Raw genomic sequence first — 16,586 nt, forward strand, 5'->3', positions numbered from 1 at the left:
CCTTATGCGGCATGGCGCGGCGGTTGTCACGGCTATCAACCATGAATTTGTTGCAGAAGCGAAGGCGATATGCGTCTGTCATGATTGTGCCATTGTGGGACGATTGCCGATATGCGGTTAACGATTTGTCAATTCCGCGGCGGCATAGCGAAGGCTGGGACGTGGAGAAGCCTTTGCGCAGACTGGGCACACAATTGCTGACTCTCCTCGCGCGGGCGAGGGCGAACGAGGCCGATATCAGGCGGCCGCTCGTGGAGAGCCTGTATGCCTCGCCGACATCGCTTGGCATCGGCGCGCTCTCTGGTTTCCTCCTCAGCATCGCGATAGCGCACATCTCGCATGATCCGGTGATGACCGGATGCGCCGTGATTATCTCCTTGATCGCGGTAGCGCGCAGTATTTCGGCCATTTTCTATTACCGCAAGCTCAAGAGCGGCGTGGCGCGGGCCTACCGGCGCTGGGAGCTGGCCTATGAACTGGGCGCCTGGAGCTATGCGGCTATGCTGGGTGTACTGGCGCTGGTGACTTTGGTGCGCACCGACGATTCGGCGATCCATATGCTCTCGGTGTCATTGGCGACCGGCTATGGCGCGGGGATCGCCGGGCGCAACGCCGGCCGGGTCAAGATTGCGCTGGGGCAGACGAGCCTCGCTCTGCTACCCACGGTCGTGGGGCTGTGGTTGAGCGGCGATTTCGGGTATCGTACGCTCGCGATTGTGCTGTTCGTCATGATATTCGCTATGCGCGACATTACGCGCACGACGCACCGCATCGTGGTGGAGGCACTGCGCGGCAAGCAGGAAAAATCCTTGCTCGCCGCCAAGTTTGAGCGGCTGGCGCGCTATGACAGCCTTACCGGCCTTGAAAACCGTATGGCGATGCAGATGCGCCTGCGCGACCTGTTTGCTCAGAATCGCCGCAGCCATGATGCACTCTCGATCCTGTGGATGGACCTCGACAAGTTCAAAGAGGTGAACGATTCGCTGGGTCATCAGGTGGGCGATGGCCTGTTGCGTGCCGTGGCGGAGCGGCTCACCCAGGCATTGGGCGAGCGTGGCCACATAGCGCGCTTTGGCGGCGATGAGTTCGTTATCCTCTGCCCCGGCGCCAATCGTACCGAGGCGCAGGAGCTGGCCGCCGACATGCTCGATGCACTGCACAAAGGCCTGCGCGTGGGCGAGCATTTCCTCGTCAATACCGCCTCTATCGGCATCGCGGTCGGCCCGCAGGACGGGCGAGACGCCGAGGAGCTGATGCAGCATGCAGATCTCGCGCTTTATGAGGCCAAGAACAAGGGCCGTAACCGTGTGGTCAGCTTTGCGTGGTCGATGAAGGAGCGGTTCCACCGCATCCACGAAATCGAGACAGGTCTGCGCCGTGCGGTCGCGAATGACGAACTGGTGCTGAAATTTCAGCCGATCTTCGAGGTGAAAAGCGGACGGATCGTGATCTGTGAGGCGCTCTTGCGCTGGAACCACCCGACACTGGGCCAGATTTCACCCGTCGAATTCATTCCACTGGCGGAGAGCACAGGGACAATCGAGGAAATCACCCACTGGACCATTGATCGTGCTTGTGAGGCAGCGGCCCATTGGCCGGAGGACGTGCGCCTCGCGATCAATATCTCGCTCGCTGTGCTGAATTCCGGCGCACTGCCAACCGCGGTGATCGAGGCGCTGGTCAAGACTGGCCTTTCCGCGCGCAGGCTGGAGCTGGAGATGACGGAGTCCGTCTTTCTTGATGACGACAGCCACACCCAGCATATGTTGAAGGCGCTGCAACAGATAGGCTTGCGCATGGTGCTCGATGATTTCGGCACCGGCTATTCGTCGCTGAGCTATCTGCGGTCCTATCGCTTCGACAGCATCAAGATCGATCGCAGTTTTATGACCGGCATCGCCACCAGCCGCGAGGATCAGGCGATCGTGCGCGCGGTGACGCTGATGGCAGAGGCGCTGGACATGGAGATTGTGGCCGAGGGGATCGAGACGCACGAGCAGCTCGATTATGCGCGCGATGCAGGCATCCACAATGTGCAGGGCTTCCTGATGAGCGAACCGCAATCGGTGGCCGTGATGACCGATATGGTGCTGCGCAATGTGACTATCCCGGCCGCCATCGCCGCCAAATCTGCGCGCAACGGCCGCGTCAGAGCAGCGGTGACGTCCTCCAAAGAACGCCGCCGCGCGAACGGATAAATATTCGTCTGGGTTCGTTAGCGCCGGTGCAGCCGTGTCTGTGCGTTTGCCAGCCGTCGCATCATCTTGAGGTCACGCTCGGTCAGTTTCATCGCGGTATCGACCCAGCCATCGACAATGTCTCGCAGCTCCGCCAGTTCCAGCGGCATCACGCGCCGCCCGGCGCGGAAGACCCCAAGCTGCCCGGCATGCCGATCCCGGTTGGTGGCGATATATTCGCGCGCGACCTCCTCGCCTTTGCCGGGGTCTGCCAACACCGAGATGATCCCCATCTCGTGCATTTCCTCTGCGGTATAGACCTTGCCAGAGAGGATCATACGTTCTGCCACGGCATGGCCAAGCCTGCGCGCGAGGATAGAATAGGCGCCCATGCCGGGAAACAGGCCAAACAGCACTTCGGGCAGGCCGAAGCGCGCCTGTCGCTCGGCAATGATGACATCGAAGCACATCAGCGCCTCGAACCCGCCGCCTAGTGCATCGCCCTGCGCCAGCCCGATGTTGATCACCGGCATGTCGTTGCAGTGCCATACGCGGTCAACGATATCGACGCACAGATGGCTATATTGCCTCAAAGTCTCCCGATCCTGATTTTCAATGCAGCGCGCGAACATCTCCAGATCGCCGCCGAGGTTGAAGACGCCGGGAAAGCGCGAACCGAGCACCATATAACGCAGCGCATCCGGCTCGGCGGCGAAGACCTTCTTCGCCTCCATCTGCCATGTCATCGTATCGCGCAGCAGGCCGAGATTATAGTTAGGCCGGTCAAGCGGGGTGATGAACGCCCAGAGCGTGTTCAGCTCCGGCTCCCATTGCACATCTATCTGGCCGAGGTCGAACAGCTTGGACTGGCCGGGGAGGTCAAAGGCGAGAGCCGTCGCCTCCGCTTGATCAACCGGACTAGCCGCGCTGTCAGGCGAGGCTAAAGCCGGTGCAAAAGCCACCTCAGTCGCTGAAACAGAATCATCGGCAACCGCGATGTCCATAGGGCCTATCCGTATTTCGTCCATGCTTCCCCTCGTGAACGGTGCGATCTGTCCTGCTGGGAACGGAACATGGGATCGATGACAGCGCAACGACGGGACTCGGTGAATCATGCCGCGTTAACCATTTCGGAGTATCGATGTGGCATAAATACTACGGCAAATTCCGGTGTTTGTTAACTTTTATGGTAAATTTATCACAGCATCGCGGATGCATACCGGGCTGCGGCTGAACTTTTTACTAACCATATATCCCTAGGCTGTGGGCATGATTCGCAGACAACGAGACAAGACCCGAATGACCCTGATCCTCCACACGCAGGAGGGGCTGGGATGGCCTTTACGCCTGTCCACGGACTGCGTTCAGTTTATCGGGCGCTATCGCCGGGTAGAGAATTTCGGCCCGGCTTCGGGGCTGCTGCATTTCCTGCCGGGGCATATCGCCTGACATAATCGATGCTGACATTAGGCGCGCCAGACCCTAAAGCGCGCGGATGAACCAGCCGCCCCGCTTCCAGTTTCAACTTCACGCCACCGATGGCAAAGCGCGCACCGGCGTGATCCACATGATGCGCGGAGAGATTAGGACGCCCGCGTTCATGCCGGTCGGCACTGCTGCCACCGTGAAGGCAATGCGCGCAGAGGAAGTCCGCTCGGCGGGCGCGGATATCATCCTCGGCAACACCTATCATCTGATGCTGCGCCCCGGCGCGGAGCGGGTAGCGCGGCTGGGCGGGCTGCACCGTTTCATGGGGTGGCACCGCCCGATCCTGACCGATAGCGGCGGCTATCAGGTGATGAGCCTGTCCGACCTGACCAAGATGAGCGAAGAAGGCGTCGCCTTCGCCAGCCATATCGACGGCTCTCGCCACATGCTCAGCCCGGAACGCTCGATGGAGATCCAGCGGCTGCTGGGGTCTGACATAGTGATGGCGTTCGATGAATGTACGAAGAACGGCGCGACGCGGGATGAGGCGGCGCTGTCTATGGAGCGATCGATGCGCTGGGCGAAGCGCTCTCGTGCCGGGTTCGATGCAGGCGCAGAGCATGCAGCGCGGGCGGCGCTGTTCGGCATTCAGCAGGGCTCGCTCGATCAAGACTTGCGCGCCATTTCCGCACAAAAGCTGATCGAGATCGGCTTTGATGGCTATGCCGTCGGCGGGCTGGCGGTGGGCGAGGGGCAGGAGGCGATGTTCGCCACGCTCGATTTCGCGCCCGATATGCTGCCTGCCGACAAGCCGCGCTATCTGATGGGCGTGGGCAAGCCGGACGACATTGTCGGCGCTGTGGAACGCGGCATAGATATGTTCGATTGCGTGCTGCCGACCCGCTCTGGCCGCAACGGGCAGGCGTTCACATGGGACGGGCCTCTCAACATCCGCAACGCCCGCTATGCCGAGGACGACGCGCCGCTAGACGCCGACTGCACCTGCCCTGTGTGCGCAACCGCCAGCCGCGCCTATCTCCATCATCTTATCAAATCCAAGGAGATTTTGGGCGCGATGCTGATGACTCAGCATAATATCCATTTTTACCAGCAGCTTATGGCGCAAATCCGAGAGGCTATATCAGAGGGACGCTTCGCTGCTTTCGCGAGCGCCTTCCGCACACGCTATGGCGCGCGGCGCTGAGCAAGCACGGTCAAACTATTACCGGTATGACCACGCCATAGCGCCCAGTTTCCGCATTGTGATTAAGCGAGGTGCGCAGCTGCCGCGCAAGGCCTTCCAGCACGCGGGCGCACAGCTCCGCGCTGCGCAGCGACGCAATACTGCTCGCGCGCAGCAACGGGGACTCCAGAATGAGGCAGGCTTTCCCAGGCTGATCGTCCATGAATTTCAGGCTGATATGCAGCATCCCCGCCATATCCTGCGAAATGGCGAGGTCTGCCAGTTCCGCCGTCATGAATGCCACCGGCGCCGCGACATCCAGATGAAGGCATATATCGTCGCACTCCACATTGATATCGAGCGCGCGCGCGTTCTGGATCTGCGCCGATGTTCTGAGGCTGGCGACGATTTCATTGATGACGGCGCGGGCGCTGACGCCTTTCTGCTCCTCCAACTCCGCATAATGGTTGCGCTGGACGACCGCGAGCGCATCGACCCGCCGCTGGATCGAAAGATAGGCCGAAGCCGTGCCGGGGTCTTCCGTCGCGCGCCAATGCAGGCTGATGAGGCTGGAGATGATTTGCAGGTTGTTCTTGACCCTGTGGTGCACCTCGCGCGTCAGCCGGGTCTGATCGGCGAGGGCGCGCTGCATTTCCTGTTCGTGCCGGGCGACATCGCGGCTGAGGGCGTGAAAGGCTTCGCTCAGTTCCGCGATTTCCTGCGCCGCGCTCATCGTTGTTGCAGGCGGACTCAGGATTTTTCCGGGCCGGTATGTTGCCACTTCGCGCCGCAGCGCCACCAACGGGCGCACAAGCAGCCTGCGCGCGATATGCCAGCCAATTATCGCTGCCAATGCCACAGCCGCTATCGAAAACAGGGGCATAAGCACGGTGTTATAGTCCAAGGTGGCCGTCAGCTAAGCCGTTTGAGAAGATCGAGCATTTCATCGGGCACACGCTCCTCCACCGTCTGCTGGTAGATGGTGCGCAGCGCATTGCCCAATGTCGCATTTTCGTCAGCAATAGGGGCCAGAGGCGATCCATCAATGCGATCCACTGCCGCTTTTCCGGGTTGGCCGGGGGCCGGGTAATTCAGCTGGCTCGCAATCCGATCCGGCTCAGTATTGGTCATCCGTGCATCCCTTTGCGCCCCTGGTGACGAAATATGCTTCATTATGCAATCACGGCGGTTATGGTTCATAAGCGATTGAAGCCGCCCCGCCAAGCTTGCTGCCATCAACAAATATGATGATCGTCAGGAAACTATTTTGCACTTGGTTGGTTCCATCGTTTTGGGGGCTGGAAAAAATTGTCTATGCCTCTGCGGCGAGAAGGGAGTGCATGCATTATGTCATTGGGCCAACAACTATACCCTCATCTTCCGTTTTTGCGCCGTTATGCGCGCGCATTGACGGGAAGCCAGATGCGGGGAGACGCCTATGTGCGTGCCACGCTGGAGGTGATAGTCGAGGCGCCGGACGAGTTCCCTGCCGATATGGATCCCAGATTGGGACTATATCTTATGTTCAACCGGATCTGGACCTCATCCGATCTGGAAAGCACTGATTTTGGCGGGGCGAACGAGAACGAGCGGCAGGCGCTGGCACGTGCGCGGCTGGCAAGGATGACGCCGTTGCCCAGGCAGGCCCTGTTGCTGACGGCTATGGAAGGTTTCAGTGTGGCCGAAGCCGCTCTGTTGATGGGAGTAACCGCTGCAGAGGCGGAGTCGTTCGTTGGAGAGGCAATGAGCGAAATCGATCGGCAGACCCGCGCAACCGTACTCATTATCGAGGACGAACCGATCATCGCCATGGATATAGAGACGATCGTACGGGATATGGGGCATGATGTGAGCGGTATCGCCGTTACGCGCGATGAAGCGGTGCAGATGGCCGTTGCACAACGGCCCGGCCTTGTGCTGGCCGACATTCAGCTTGCAGATGATTCCAGCGGCATAGATGCGGTGAAGGATATATTGGCCCAGTTTACGGTCCCGGTTATTTTCATCACGGCATTTCCTGAGCGGCTGCTGACGGGTGAACGCCCGGAACCCACATTTCTTATCACCAAGCCATTTCAGCGGCAGACCGTAAAGGCGGCTATCGCGCAGGCGCTGTTTTTTGACGAAGCGACCAGCCCCGCGTGAACAGTGCCGGACGAAGGCATGGTGTTACCGTCCGGCGGCTCCCCATATTATAACCATGCAGGCGGGGCAGTGCAGCGTTGCAAAGGATTGCCATGAGTGACGGTACGAGTCAGTGCGAACAGCCTGAGCAGGCGCTGAACGACGATGCGTTCAAGCGGGAGCTGGCTGGGGTTATCCCGCATCTCCGCGCTTTCGGCAGATCACTCTCCGGCTCGCGCGATCTGGCAGACGATCTTGTGCAGGAAACACTGATGAAGGCATGGGCTGCGCGCAGCCGCTTTCAGGCCGGCACCAATATGCGTGCCTGGACCTTCATCATATTGCGCAACCACTTCCTCTCGCAAAAGCGCCGCGCGCGCTTTACCGGCGAGTGGGACGATCTTGCTGCGGACCGGCTGCTTGCGGCTCCTGCCGGGCAGGACAAGCAGCTTGAGCTGGCGGATATGCAGCGCGCCTTGCTGCAATTGCCCGAAAGCCAGCGTGAAGCCTTGATTCTCGTTGGCGCAGGTGGATTCGCCTATGAGGAAGCAGCCGAAATCTGCGGCGTGGCGGTGGGTACGATCAAGAGCAGAGTGGCGAGGGCGCGCTCGGCAATAGAAAATATTCTGGAGACTGGCGCCCTGCCGCCCCGTGCCGATGGCGTACGCGATGGGGCTGGGCCGCTGGCGGAGATCATGGCGGATGTCGAAAGACTGAGCGGCGGGTAATCGGTGCTGACCCTAGGGCCGATCGACATTCCGATGATGACGTGACGAAAATGGTGGTTTTGCGTGACCCGGAGCGCAGCGTACTACAGGTACGTGAGCACCGGAAGCACGGAAAATCGCCATTTGCAAGCCGTCAGGGCTGAATGTCGATCGGCCCTAATGCTTGCGTCCCAGCTGATTGAGTAGGCTGATCATCTCGGCCGGCAAATCTCGCTCCATTCCCACTGGGTAGGCGCTGACCAATGCACGGCCAATCGCCTCGCGGGTGATCGGCGGATCGCGCCTCCGATGGCCGCTATTATTATTGGGTGGGTGGCGGATAGAATCATTCACACTAGGAAAGACGCTGCGGCTGCGGCATGGTTCCCCCGAAATCGACGAACCGTGAGCGACCGACCCCATGACGACAGCTTCGCCCATGCCATCCAGGCCGGATTGGGCCGCTGCTCTCCGCCGCGCCGGAGACCATTCTCCCTTTCTGGCGCAGCTTATCCGGCGGCATGAAAGCATTGCTTCCCTGTTGATGGATGGCGCGGACGAGCAGGCGCTGGCAGCGGCGTTCGAAGCAGATTCGGGGGCGGATGGCCCGGCGCAGGCGCTGCGATGGCGGCGGGGCGCGCTGGCGCTGGTGACGGGGGTGGCCGATCTTGCCGGGGCGTGGGATCTGGACCGTGTTACGCACACCCTGTCCGATTTCGCGGACAGCGCGGTGAAAGCCGCGCTTCAGGCGGCTTTTGCCGAGCGATATCCCGGCGAGGAGCCGCGCGGCTTTGCCGTCATTGCGCTGGGTAAGCATGGCAGCCGCGAGCTAAACTACAGCTCAGACATCGACCCGATTCTGATCTTTGACCCGGCCACGTTGCCATGCCGCCCCCGCGAGGAGCCGGTCGAATCGGCTGTGCGGCTTGCAAAACGGATGGTCGAGCTGCTCTCCGCGCGCGACGGCGACGGCTATGTCTTCCGCGTCGATCTGCGCCTCCGGCCTTCGCCCGAAGCAACGCCGATCGCACTGCCGGTCGAGGCAGCGATCAGCTATTACGAGAGCATGGCGCTGGGCTGGGAGCAGGCGGCGTTTATCCGTGCGCGGGTGTGCGCGGGTGATCGGGAGTTAGGAGAGTATTTTTTACAAGCAATTCGTCCATTTATCTGGCGACGTTCGCTTGATTTTGGAGCGATCGACGCGATCCTCGACATCAGTCGCCGCATCCGCGATCATTATGCCAGCGGGCAGGCTTTCGGCCCCGGCTATGACCTGAAGCGCGGGCGCGGGGGCATCCGCGAGGTCGAGTTTTTCGCGCAGGTGCATCAGCTTATCCATGGCGGCCGCCAGCCCGCCCTGCGCGCCGGGGCAACACGCGATGCGGTGCGGCTGCTGGGGCAGTGGCGCGTGATAGAGCCGGACGTCGCCACCAGGCTGGACGCTGCCTATGTGTTGCTACGCACGATCGAGCATCGCTTGCAGATGGTGGACGACCGCCAGACGCATGAAGTTCCGGTCCATATGGATGCGCTGAACAATGTGGCGCGGCTGCATGGTCTGAGTGATGGACAGGATTTGCTCGCGCTGTTGCGCCCGCATATCGAGTGGGTAGGGGCCAATTATGACAGGCTCAGTCCGTTTCAGGCCGAGGAACGCCTCTCTCACGATGAGCGCCGCCTGCCGGATCAGATACGCAGCATGGGCTTTGCCGATGTCGTGCCGGTGTTGGACCGGCTGGTGCGCTGGCGCAATGCTTCGGCGCGGGCGCTGCGCAGCGCGGCGGCGATGGAGGCGCTGGAAAAGCTGCTGCCTGATCTGCTGCGTGGCTTCGCCAAGGCGCCGGACCCTGTGCTGGCGCTCACCCGGTTTGAGCAACTTGTCGAGCGGCTGCCGACGGCGATCAACTTTTTCAAGCTGCTGGCCGCTAACAAGCCGATCGTGCAGATGCTCGTCGATGTGCTGAGCTATGCGCCGCCGCTGGCCGAGGCGCTGTCTTACCGGGTTGATCTGCTCGATGGTCTGATCGGTGCTTCGGCGCTGGAGCCGCTGCCCAAGCTGGCCGGGCTGGAAGCGATGCTTGGTTTTGGCGAGCAGGGAGACGATTATCAGATGCTGCTCGACAGGGTGCGGCAGAAGGTAAGCGAACGGCGCTTTGCTCTTGGTGTGCAGGTGATCTGCGGCAAAGGCTCGGTGCTGGAAATCGGCGCAGGCTATGGGCGGCTGGCGGAGGCGGCGGTGCGCGTGCTCACCCGTGCCACGGTGGAGGAGTTTGAGCGCGCCCATGGGCGTGTGCCGGGCGGAGAGCTGGCGATCGTCGCGTTGGGGCGGCTTGGCGGAGGCGTGCTCACCTATGCCTCTGACCTGGATCTGATCTTTCTGTTCACCGGCGAATTCTCTGCTGAATCGGATGGGCCAAGGCCACTGGGCGCGACGCAATATTTCAATCGGCTCGCTCAACGCATCGGTAATGCCCTCAGCGTGCCGACCGCATCCGGCCCGCTCTATGAGATCGACACCCGCTTGCGGCCCTTTGGTGCCCAAGGGCTGTTGGCGGCGAGTGTGGATAGCTTCTCCCGCTACCAGCGCGAGAATGCGTGGGTGTGGGAGCATCTGGCGCTGACACGGGCGCGGCCGATCTTCGGGTCTGATACTGCGACAGAGCAACTACAGAGCGCCATTCGCGATGTGCTGACGATGGAGCGCAAGGAGACGGCGCTGATCCGCGATGCGGTGAAGATGCGCGCGGAGATGGCCAAGCACAAGCCCGCCGCCGGGCCGCTCGATGTCAAGCTGGCGGATGGCGGTCTCGTCGATCTGGAGTTTCTGGTACAGGTGACGCAACTGCGCTACCATTTGGGGCTGTTGCCGGATTTGGGCGCATCGGTGCGGGCGCTGATAGCGGAGGGTGCGCTGCCGTCCACACTGGCCGATGCGCATGATCTGCTCACCCGCTATCTCATCGTCTCGCGTCTTGTTTCGCCAGCTTCCACCGAGCCCCCGGAAGCCGCGCGGGCGCTGGTGGCGCGGCGCTGCGGCGCGCGGAGCTGGGACGATCTGCTTGCGCGGCTGGAGAAGGCGCGGCAAGACGTGGCGCAAAGCTGGGGCGCGATTGTCGCCGCTGCCGCCACGCCCGATGAGGAGACATGACGATGTTGCAAGCTGGAGATATGCTGCCCGATGCCCCGCTGCTGGACGCCGACGGCGCTCCGCTTTCGTTCGCAGCCTTTAAGGGCAAACCGCTGGTGATGTATTTCTATCCCAAGGCGGATACGCCCGGCTGCACCAGTGAGGCGAAGGATTTCACGGCATTGGCTGCCGGGTTCGCTGAGGCAGGCGTGCCAGTCATCGGGATATCGAAAGACAAGCCAGCCAAGCTTGCGAAGTTCCGGGATAAATATGGGCTTTCCGTCACGCTGGCGTCGGATGAGGCTGGCGGCGTATGCGAGGCCTTCGGCACATGGGTCGAGAAATCGATGTATGGCCGCAGCTATATGGGCATCGCCCGCGCGACATTCCTTGTCGGCGCGGATGGCGTGATCCTGCGCGTCTGGCCCGCCGTAAAGGTGAAGAGACATGCCGAGGAGGTGTTGCAGGCGGTGAGGGCGCTTGGCTGAGGATATTGCGCCCCGTTCTGTTGGCGAGGCTTGCCGCGATGTACTGTTGAGCGCCGATCCGTTCGCCAAGCTGATGCGGGCGAGAGCGGTGGCGCGGGATTGGCGGCTGGGGCTGCTGGCGCATCGCTTTGACGCGGAGATGCCCTTACGCCCGGCACGGCCCGCTGCGCCGGAGCTGCTCCCGCCCAGCCAGATGCCCAAGCGCGGCAAGATGGGTTCCGAGCGGTCGCGCATCGCGATGCTCCATGCGCTGGCCCATATCGAGTTCGTGGCCATCGATCTGGCGTTCGATCTTGTCGGACGGTTTGGTAGAGACTTTCCGCCAGAATTCGTAGGCGACTGGCTGAAGGTGGGGGCAGAGGAGGCGATGCACTTCGCGTTGCTTGACCGACGCCTGAAGCAGATGGGCAGCCACTATGGCGCGCTGCCCGCGCATGACGGCCTGTGGGAGGCGGCGGAGGAGACCGCGCATGACGCGCTGGCCCGCCTCGCCATAGTGCCGATGGTGCTGGAGGCCCGTGCGCTCGATATTACGCCGACAACGATCGAGCGGTTCACGCAGGCTGGCGATGGCGTGTCGGCCCGCGCTTTGACGCGAATCATGGCGGACGAGATTCGGCATGTTTCGGCGGGGACGAAGTGGTTCAACCGGGCGACAAAACGACTGGGCGTTGATGCCCCAGAATATTACCAAATGCTTGTAAACCGCCATTTTCGGGGTGCGATCAAACCCCCGTTCAACGACTCAGCGCGTCGACAGGCCGGTTTAACGCGGGATTATTACATCCCTATTGCCTATTAACGCGTCTCTGGCAGACATCGTTCCGGGGGCGGAAACACAACCGCTGCAAAGTTGAAATAAGGCGCCAGGCCAGTAAGTCTGACGGATAAAGGGTCGCATGTCTGAACCAGTTTTGAAGACCATCGTAGAGAAGGCGCCGCCGCTTGGCCGCCTGGCACGATGGATGAAGGCGATGATGGCCCTCATGGCTTTCGGTATCTGCACTGCCGCCATGCCTGCACACGCCGATACCCTGACTGACGCCGACGACGACCCCTACAGCGATACCCTCTCCGCAGCGAACCAGAGCGCAGACGCCACGTTCGCCAATCTTTTCTCAAGCTGGAAGCAGATGGACGACGCCGGGTCGTTCACTCCGCGTTCGGCGGTTTATGTGCCCACGGGTCGCCCAGTTGATGATCTTGCGCTGACCAGCAATTATGGTGTGCGCTCTGATCCGTTCACTGGCCATGCGCGCATGCACAAGGGCATCGACATTCCCGGCCCGGTCGGCACCCCGATCTACGCTACGGCGGACGGCATTGTGAGCCGCTCTGAGTGGATGAACGGCTATGGCAACCTCGTCGAGATTTCGCACGGCAACGATACCGAGACCCGTTACGGCCACCTCTCCAAGTTGCTTGTGCAGCCGAATGAGCGCGTTCGCCGTGGTCAGCTTATCGGCTTGATGGGGTCTACTGGCCGTTCGACCGGCAGCCATCTGCACTATGAAATCCGCGTAGCGGGCGAGGCGATCAACCCGCTGCCGTTCGTGACCGGGTCTGAGCGCGCGCTCGCTGTCAACAGCCGCCCCAGCGTGGCTCTGGGTGGCCCGACACCGCGCGACGAGAAGGCGGTCAAGTAAACCCTTTGCCGCGATTGTGCGCGGCGCACTTGCCCTGCCCGTCACTGCGCCCTATCTTGATGGCATGACCGATATTATCCTGACCCCTTCGGCGGCAAAGCGCGTAGCCTTCATTGCCGAAAAGCAGGCCAAGCCCGCAATATTGCGGCTGGCGGTGGAAGGGGGCGGATGCTCCGGCTTTCAGTATCGCTTCGGTCTTGCGGATGTGGTCGACACCGATGATTGCGCAGTGGAGACAGACGGCGTCACGCTGGTGGTGGATCCGATGAGCCTTGATCTGGTGCGCGGCGCGGCGGTCGATTATGTCGAGGATCTGGGCGGGGCCGCCTTCAAGGTAACGAACCCCAATGCCACGGCAGGCTGCGGCTGCGGCTCAAGCTTTTCCGTTTAGCGCCTCTTTCCTCTAGCCCCTGTGCGCATCGCGACCTTCAACATCAACGGCATCAAGGCCCGGCTACCGCGGCTGATCGAGTGGCTGGAGGAGACGCAGCCTGATGTTGCCTGCCTTCAGGAAATAAAGACATCGGACGAGACCTTCCCCGTGAAGGACATGGAGGCTGCGGGCTATGGCGCAATCTGGCATGGGCAAAAGGGGTTCAACGGCGTGGCTATCCTCGCGCGGGGCGAAACACCGGTAGAGGTGCGGCGCGGGCTCGATGGCGAGGCAGAGGACGAGCACAGCCGCTATATCGAGGCCGATGTGCGGGGTGTGCGCGTCGCGTCGATCTATCTGCCCAACGGCAACCCGGTGCCGGGACCGAAATTTGATTACAAGCTGCGCTGGATGCAGCGTCTGCGCGCCCGCGCTGCAGAGATATGGGCAGAGGAAGTGCCGGCCGTCCTCGCCGGCGATTATAACGTGATTCCCTATGACCGCGATGTTTTCTCCGTGGCGGCAATGGCGGACGATGCACTGATGCAGCCTGAAAGCCGCACGGCCTATCGCGCGTTGACCGGCGATGGCTGGACAGATGCACTGGCCTCGCGTCATCCTGCGGGTGGAGTGTGGACATATTGGGATTATCAGGCCGCCGCATGGCCGCGCAATGCGGGCTTTCGTATCGATCATTTGCTGCTCTCGCCGGTGGCAGCGGACCGGCTTGTCGAAGCGCAAGTGGATAAAGAGACGCGAGGCCGGGAAAAGGCCAGCGATCATGCACCAGTGTGGATCGAACTTGTAAATTAGCGTCTAATAATGGTTATCGGGGATGCTTTGAGCGACGGTATTCGTTAGGGCCACGTGCATCGAGTTCTGGGCATACTGATGGAAAAATTTCTCTTCTCCAAAATCGAGACATGGCTTGTTATCGCGCTGATGCTGGTCGGGGCTGTGTTCAGCATCGGTTTTGGATATCTGGTCCTGGATTCGGGACGAGATCCGGCAAATCATCCCCTTGCCTCCTCAGTTGCGCGCACCATTGCCGAGGTGCCTGATACCCTGCGCAGATTGGTGGGCAAGGATACGGTGCTCCTTACTCAGCCAGACCCAATACTGGACAGCAAGCCAACAGGCTGGAGCTTCCCCGCCGGTCGTTCTTCCGGGCCATCGGGCTATCTGCTCCTCAGCCGCTATGATGGCACCGCGCGGCGCCACGCGATTGAGCTGGTGTCGCTGCCAGACATGAAGATGCAGCATCGCTGGATGCTCGATACCGATACATTGCTGCGCGATGTGCGCCACGTCTCGCGCTTTTCAGACAGCCAGAACTGGAACAGAGCCCATTTCCGCCAGATCCATCCCTGGATGGCCGCCAATGGCGACCTCGTCGTCAAGGATCATTATTCGCCGCTGGAACGGGTGGACGCTTGCGGCAAGCCAAGGTGGCTGATTGATTCGCACATCTTCCATCATTCCACAGAGCGGGATGCTGATGGCAACCTCTGGATCCCCTCGCTGGCGGAGAAACACACTATTGCCAGGGTCAAGGACAGCTTCCGGGAGGACACGATCGCCAAGGTCTCGCCGGAGGGCAAAATCCTCTACACACATTCCGTCCCGCAGATTCTGATGCGCAATGGCTATACCAACTGGTTGTTCGCAACAGAGATGTACAGCGACGATCCGACGCACCTGAACGACATCGAGCCTGTGCTGAGCGATGGGCCACACTGGAAGAAAGGCGATGTGTTTCTGAGCCTGCGCAATATTTCCACCATCATGCTTTATCGCCCGTCTACAGGCCAGATTGTCTGGATGAAGCGTGGGCCGTGGATGTCTCAGCACGATGTCGACATTCTCGACGATCACCGCATCAGCATTTATGACAATCAGGGGCAGGACCGGGGCAAGATGTATTTCGTCGATGGCCATTCCAGCATCAAGGTCTATGATTTCGCCAATGATACTGTGACGACCAGGCACGACGATGTGATGAAAGCGCAGGCGATCCGTACGACCACCGCCGGTCTCTACACCGCGCTGCCTGATGGCCATGCGCTGATCGAGGATGTAACTAACGCGCGCATGCTCCTCGTGCGACCAGATGGCCGGATTGGTGCGGAATATGTGAACCGTGCCGCAGACGGATCAATCTATCATCTGGGCTGGAGCCGGTTCATCTCCAAGGCGGATGGCGACCGTGCGCTTGGGGTATTAGCCAAGGCCAAATGCGCAGCCTGAGCGCGCTCTAATGCGCCTTCTTGGCGCCCTGTTTGCCGGATGAAACCCCGGATGGCGGCGCGTTTATGATGCTCGCGCCGGTCGGCAGGGCGGTGCTGCCCATGTCATATTGCGCGATGTTCTGAGCCGGCAACTTGGCGGGAGCATCGCGGCGCGCGATGGCGGCCTTGCCTTCCGGTGAGGGTTCCTCCGCCTCATCAATGTCCGGCATAACCGCTCCCGCGCTCCATGCGAGGATGACGGACATGCGCCGGTTGCGCGGATCGTAGAGATCGCCGGGGATAAACGGCTCACGGTCTGCCACGCCCTCGATCTTGGCAAAGCGCGCGTTGGGGATGCCAAGATCGGCAAAGGCCTTGCGTGTAGCCTCCGCGCGCGAGGACGATAGCATCCAGTTGTTCATGCTGCGTCCACTGGTATAGGGCAGGCCATCGGTGTGGCCCCGCACGATCACATCGTTGGGCACGCCCGAAATCACCTTGGCGACCTCAGCCACCAGCGCCCGCGCCTGCGGCAGCAGCCGGTCCGTCCCCATGCCGAACATGGCGAAATCCGCCTCGTCGATCAGGTCGATGCGCAAGCCTTCGCGCGTTTCGGTGAAGCGCACGTTCTTGAGCATCTTGCGCAGCGCGGGGTCATTCGCCAGCTTGGCCTCCAGCTTGGCCTTGACCGACTGGAACTGCGCCATGTCCTTGTCGCGCGCCTTCGCGCGATCCTTGGACTTGTCCTGCCCGCGAACCTCTTTGGGGATGGTGATGGAGAGATTGCCCTGCCCGCCGGAGGTGGGATAGTTTTCCTTGCCCTCCATGCTGTCACCGCCGAGCAGACCGTTGGAACCGGCGCTGCCTTCCTTCAGTTCCACCAAAGTGGGGGTGAAATAATCGGCCAGCCCCTTGCGCTGTTTCTCGGTGGTGGCGCCAAGCAGCCACATCAGCAGGAAGAACGCCATCATAGCCGTAACAAAGTCGGCATAGGCCACCTTCCACGCGCCGCCATGATGGCCGCCGTGCCCGTCCACGATGATTTTCTTGACGATGATCGGCCGTGGTTCCGGCTCGTTCACCTGGCGCTTGTTGCCTGCCATTG

Annotated in this window: 16 protein-coding genes; 12 read left to right on the plus strand and 4 right to left on the minus strand. The window is 61.2% G+C overall.

The window, feature by feature from the left end; all coding sequences use genetic code 11:
- Positions 1–161: 161 nt before the first annotated feature.
- Positions 162–2,198 (plus strand): putative bifunctional diguanylate cyclase/phosphodiesterase, encoded by a 2,037-nt coding sequence (locus EQG66_RS04705; RefSeq protein WP_245987867.1) that lies wholly within the window; start codon positions 162–164, stop codon positions 2,196–2,198.
- Positions 2,199–2,215: 17 nt separating this feature from the next.
- On the opposite strand, the gene EQG66_RS04710 is transcribed toward EQG66_RS04705, so the two are convergent.
- A complete protein-coding gene (locus tag EQG66_RS04710) occupies positions 2,216–3,181 on the minus strand; it encodes a crotonase/enoyl-CoA hydratase family protein (RefSeq protein WP_129403386.1) in 966 nt (321 codons plus the stop codon).
- Positions 3,182–3,446: 265 nt separating this feature from the next.
- On the opposite strand from EQG66_RS04710, the gene EQG66_RS04715 reads away from it, so the two are divergent.
- Both EQG66_RS04715 and tgt read left to right on the plus strand, forming a co-directional pair.
- The gene (locus EQG66_RS04715; RefSeq protein WP_129403387.1) at positions 3,447–3,626 is read left to right on the plus strand and encodes a hypothetical protein; all 180 of its coding nucleotides are present in this window, start codon (positions 3,447–3,449) and stop codon (positions 3,624–3,626) included.
- 46 nt (positions 3,627–3,672) lie between these two features.
- The gene (tgt, locus tag EQG66_RS04720) at positions 3,673–4,809 is read left to right on the plus strand and encodes a tRNA guanosine(34) transglycosylase Tgt (RefSeq protein WP_129403388.1); all 1,137 of its coding nucleotides are present in this window, start codon (positions 3,673–3,675) and stop codon (positions 4,807–4,809) included.
- Positions 4,810–4,819: 10 nt separating this feature from the next.
- On the opposite strand, the gene EQG66_RS04725 is transcribed toward tgt, so the two are convergent.
- Complete coding sequence (locus tag EQG66_RS04725; protein ID WP_164975584.1) at positions 4,820–5,641, minus strand: sensor histidine kinase; 822 nt, start codon at positions 5,639–5,641, stop codon at positions 4,820–4,822.
- Between the two features lie 59 nt (positions 5,642–5,700).
- Positions 5,701–5,919 carry a NepR family anti-sigma factor gene (locus EQG66_RS04730; RefSeq protein ID WP_129403390.1) on the minus strand — a complete coding sequence of 73 codons (219 nt, stop codon included), beginning with the start codon at positions 5,917–5,919 and terminating at the stop codon, positions 5,701–5,703.
- 216 nt (positions 5,920–6,135) lie between these two features.
- Between EQG66_RS04730 and EQG66_RS04735 the strand changes: the two genes are divergently transcribed.
- The 9 genes from EQG66_RS04735 to EQG66_RS04775 all read left to right on the plus strand — a co-directional run bounded on the left by EQG66_RS04735 (position 6,136) and on the right by EQG66_RS04775 (position 15,500).
- Positions 6,136–6,933 carry a response regulator gene (locus EQG66_RS04735; RefSeq protein ID WP_129403391.1) on the plus strand — a complete coding sequence of 266 codons (798 nt, stop codon included), beginning with the start codon at positions 6,136–6,138 and terminating at the stop codon, positions 6,931–6,933.
- Between the two features lie 92 nt (positions 6,934–7,025).
- Positions 7,026–7,640: a sigma-70 family RNA polymerase sigma factor gene (locus EQG66_RS04740; RefSeq protein WP_129403392.1), complete on the plus strand. Its 615-nt coding sequence runs from the start codon at positions 7,026–7,028 to the stop codon at positions 7,638–7,640.
- A gap of 418 nt (positions 7,641–8,058) precedes the next feature.
- Positions 8,059–10,767 (plus strand): bifunctional [glutamine synthetase] adenylyltransferase/[glutamine synthetase]-adenylyl-L-tyrosine phosphorylase, encoded by a 2,709-nt coding sequence (locus EQG66_RS04745; protein WP_129403393.1) that lies wholly within the window; start codon positions 8,059–8,061, stop codon positions 10,765–10,767.
- A 2-nt stretch (positions 10,768–10,769) separates the two neighbouring features.
- Positions 10,770–11,234 carry a thioredoxin-dependent thiol peroxidase gene (gene bcp, locus EQG66_RS04750; protein WP_129403610.1) on the plus strand — a complete coding sequence of 155 codons (465 nt, stop codon included), beginning with the start codon at positions 10,770–10,772 and terminating at the stop codon, positions 11,232–11,234.
- The gene (locus EQG66_RS04755; protein WP_129403394.1) at positions 11,227–12,036 is read left to right on the plus strand and encodes a ferritin-like domain-containing protein; all 810 of its coding nucleotides are present in this window, start codon (positions 11,227–11,229) and stop codon (positions 12,034–12,036) included. Before bcp ends, EQG66_RS04755 begins: the two co-directional genes overlap by 8 nt.
- 163 nt (positions 12,037–12,199) lie before the next feature.
- Positions 12,200–12,880, plus strand: a complete 681-nt coding sequence (locus EQG66_RS04760) for a M23 family metallopeptidase (RefSeq protein ID WP_129403611.1) — start codon at positions 12,200–12,202, stop codon at positions 12,878–12,880.
- Positions 12,881–12,944: 64 nt separating this feature from the next.
- Positions 12,945–13,271 (plus strand): iron-sulfur cluster insertion protein ErpA, encoded by a 327-nt coding sequence (gene erpA / locus EQG66_RS04765; RefSeq protein WP_129403612.1) that lies wholly within the window; start codon positions 12,945–12,947, stop codon positions 13,269–13,271.
- A gap of 21 nt (positions 13,272–13,292) precedes the next feature.
- The gene (xth, locus tag EQG66_RS04770; RefSeq protein WP_129403395.1) at positions 13,293–14,066 is read left to right on the plus strand and encodes an exodeoxyribonuclease III; all 774 of its coding nucleotides are present in this window, start codon (positions 13,293–13,295) and stop codon (positions 14,064–14,066) included.
- Positions 14,067–14,144: 78 nt separating this feature from the next.
- Positions 14,145–15,500: an arylsulfotransferase family protein gene (locus EQG66_RS04775; protein WP_129403396.1), complete on the plus strand. Its 1,356-nt coding sequence runs from the start codon at positions 14,145–14,147 to the stop codon at positions 15,498–15,500.
- Between the two features lie 7 nt (positions 15,501–15,507).
- Here EQG66_RS04775 and EQG66_RS04780 read toward each other — a convergent pair whose 3' ends face one another.
- Complete coding sequence (locus EQG66_RS04780) at positions 15,508–16,584, minus strand: flagellar motor protein MotB (protein WP_129403397.1); 1,077 nt, start codon at positions 16,582–16,584, stop codon at positions 15,508–15,510.
- Positions 16,585–16,586: the final 2 nt, after the last annotated feature.

Origin of the sequence: Sphingobium fluviale (assembly GCF_004122115.1) — a bacterium.
Taxonomy (GTDB): domain Bacteria; phylum Pseudomonadota; class Alphaproteobacteria; order Sphingomonadales; family Sphingomonadaceae; genus Sphingobium; species Sphingobium fluviale.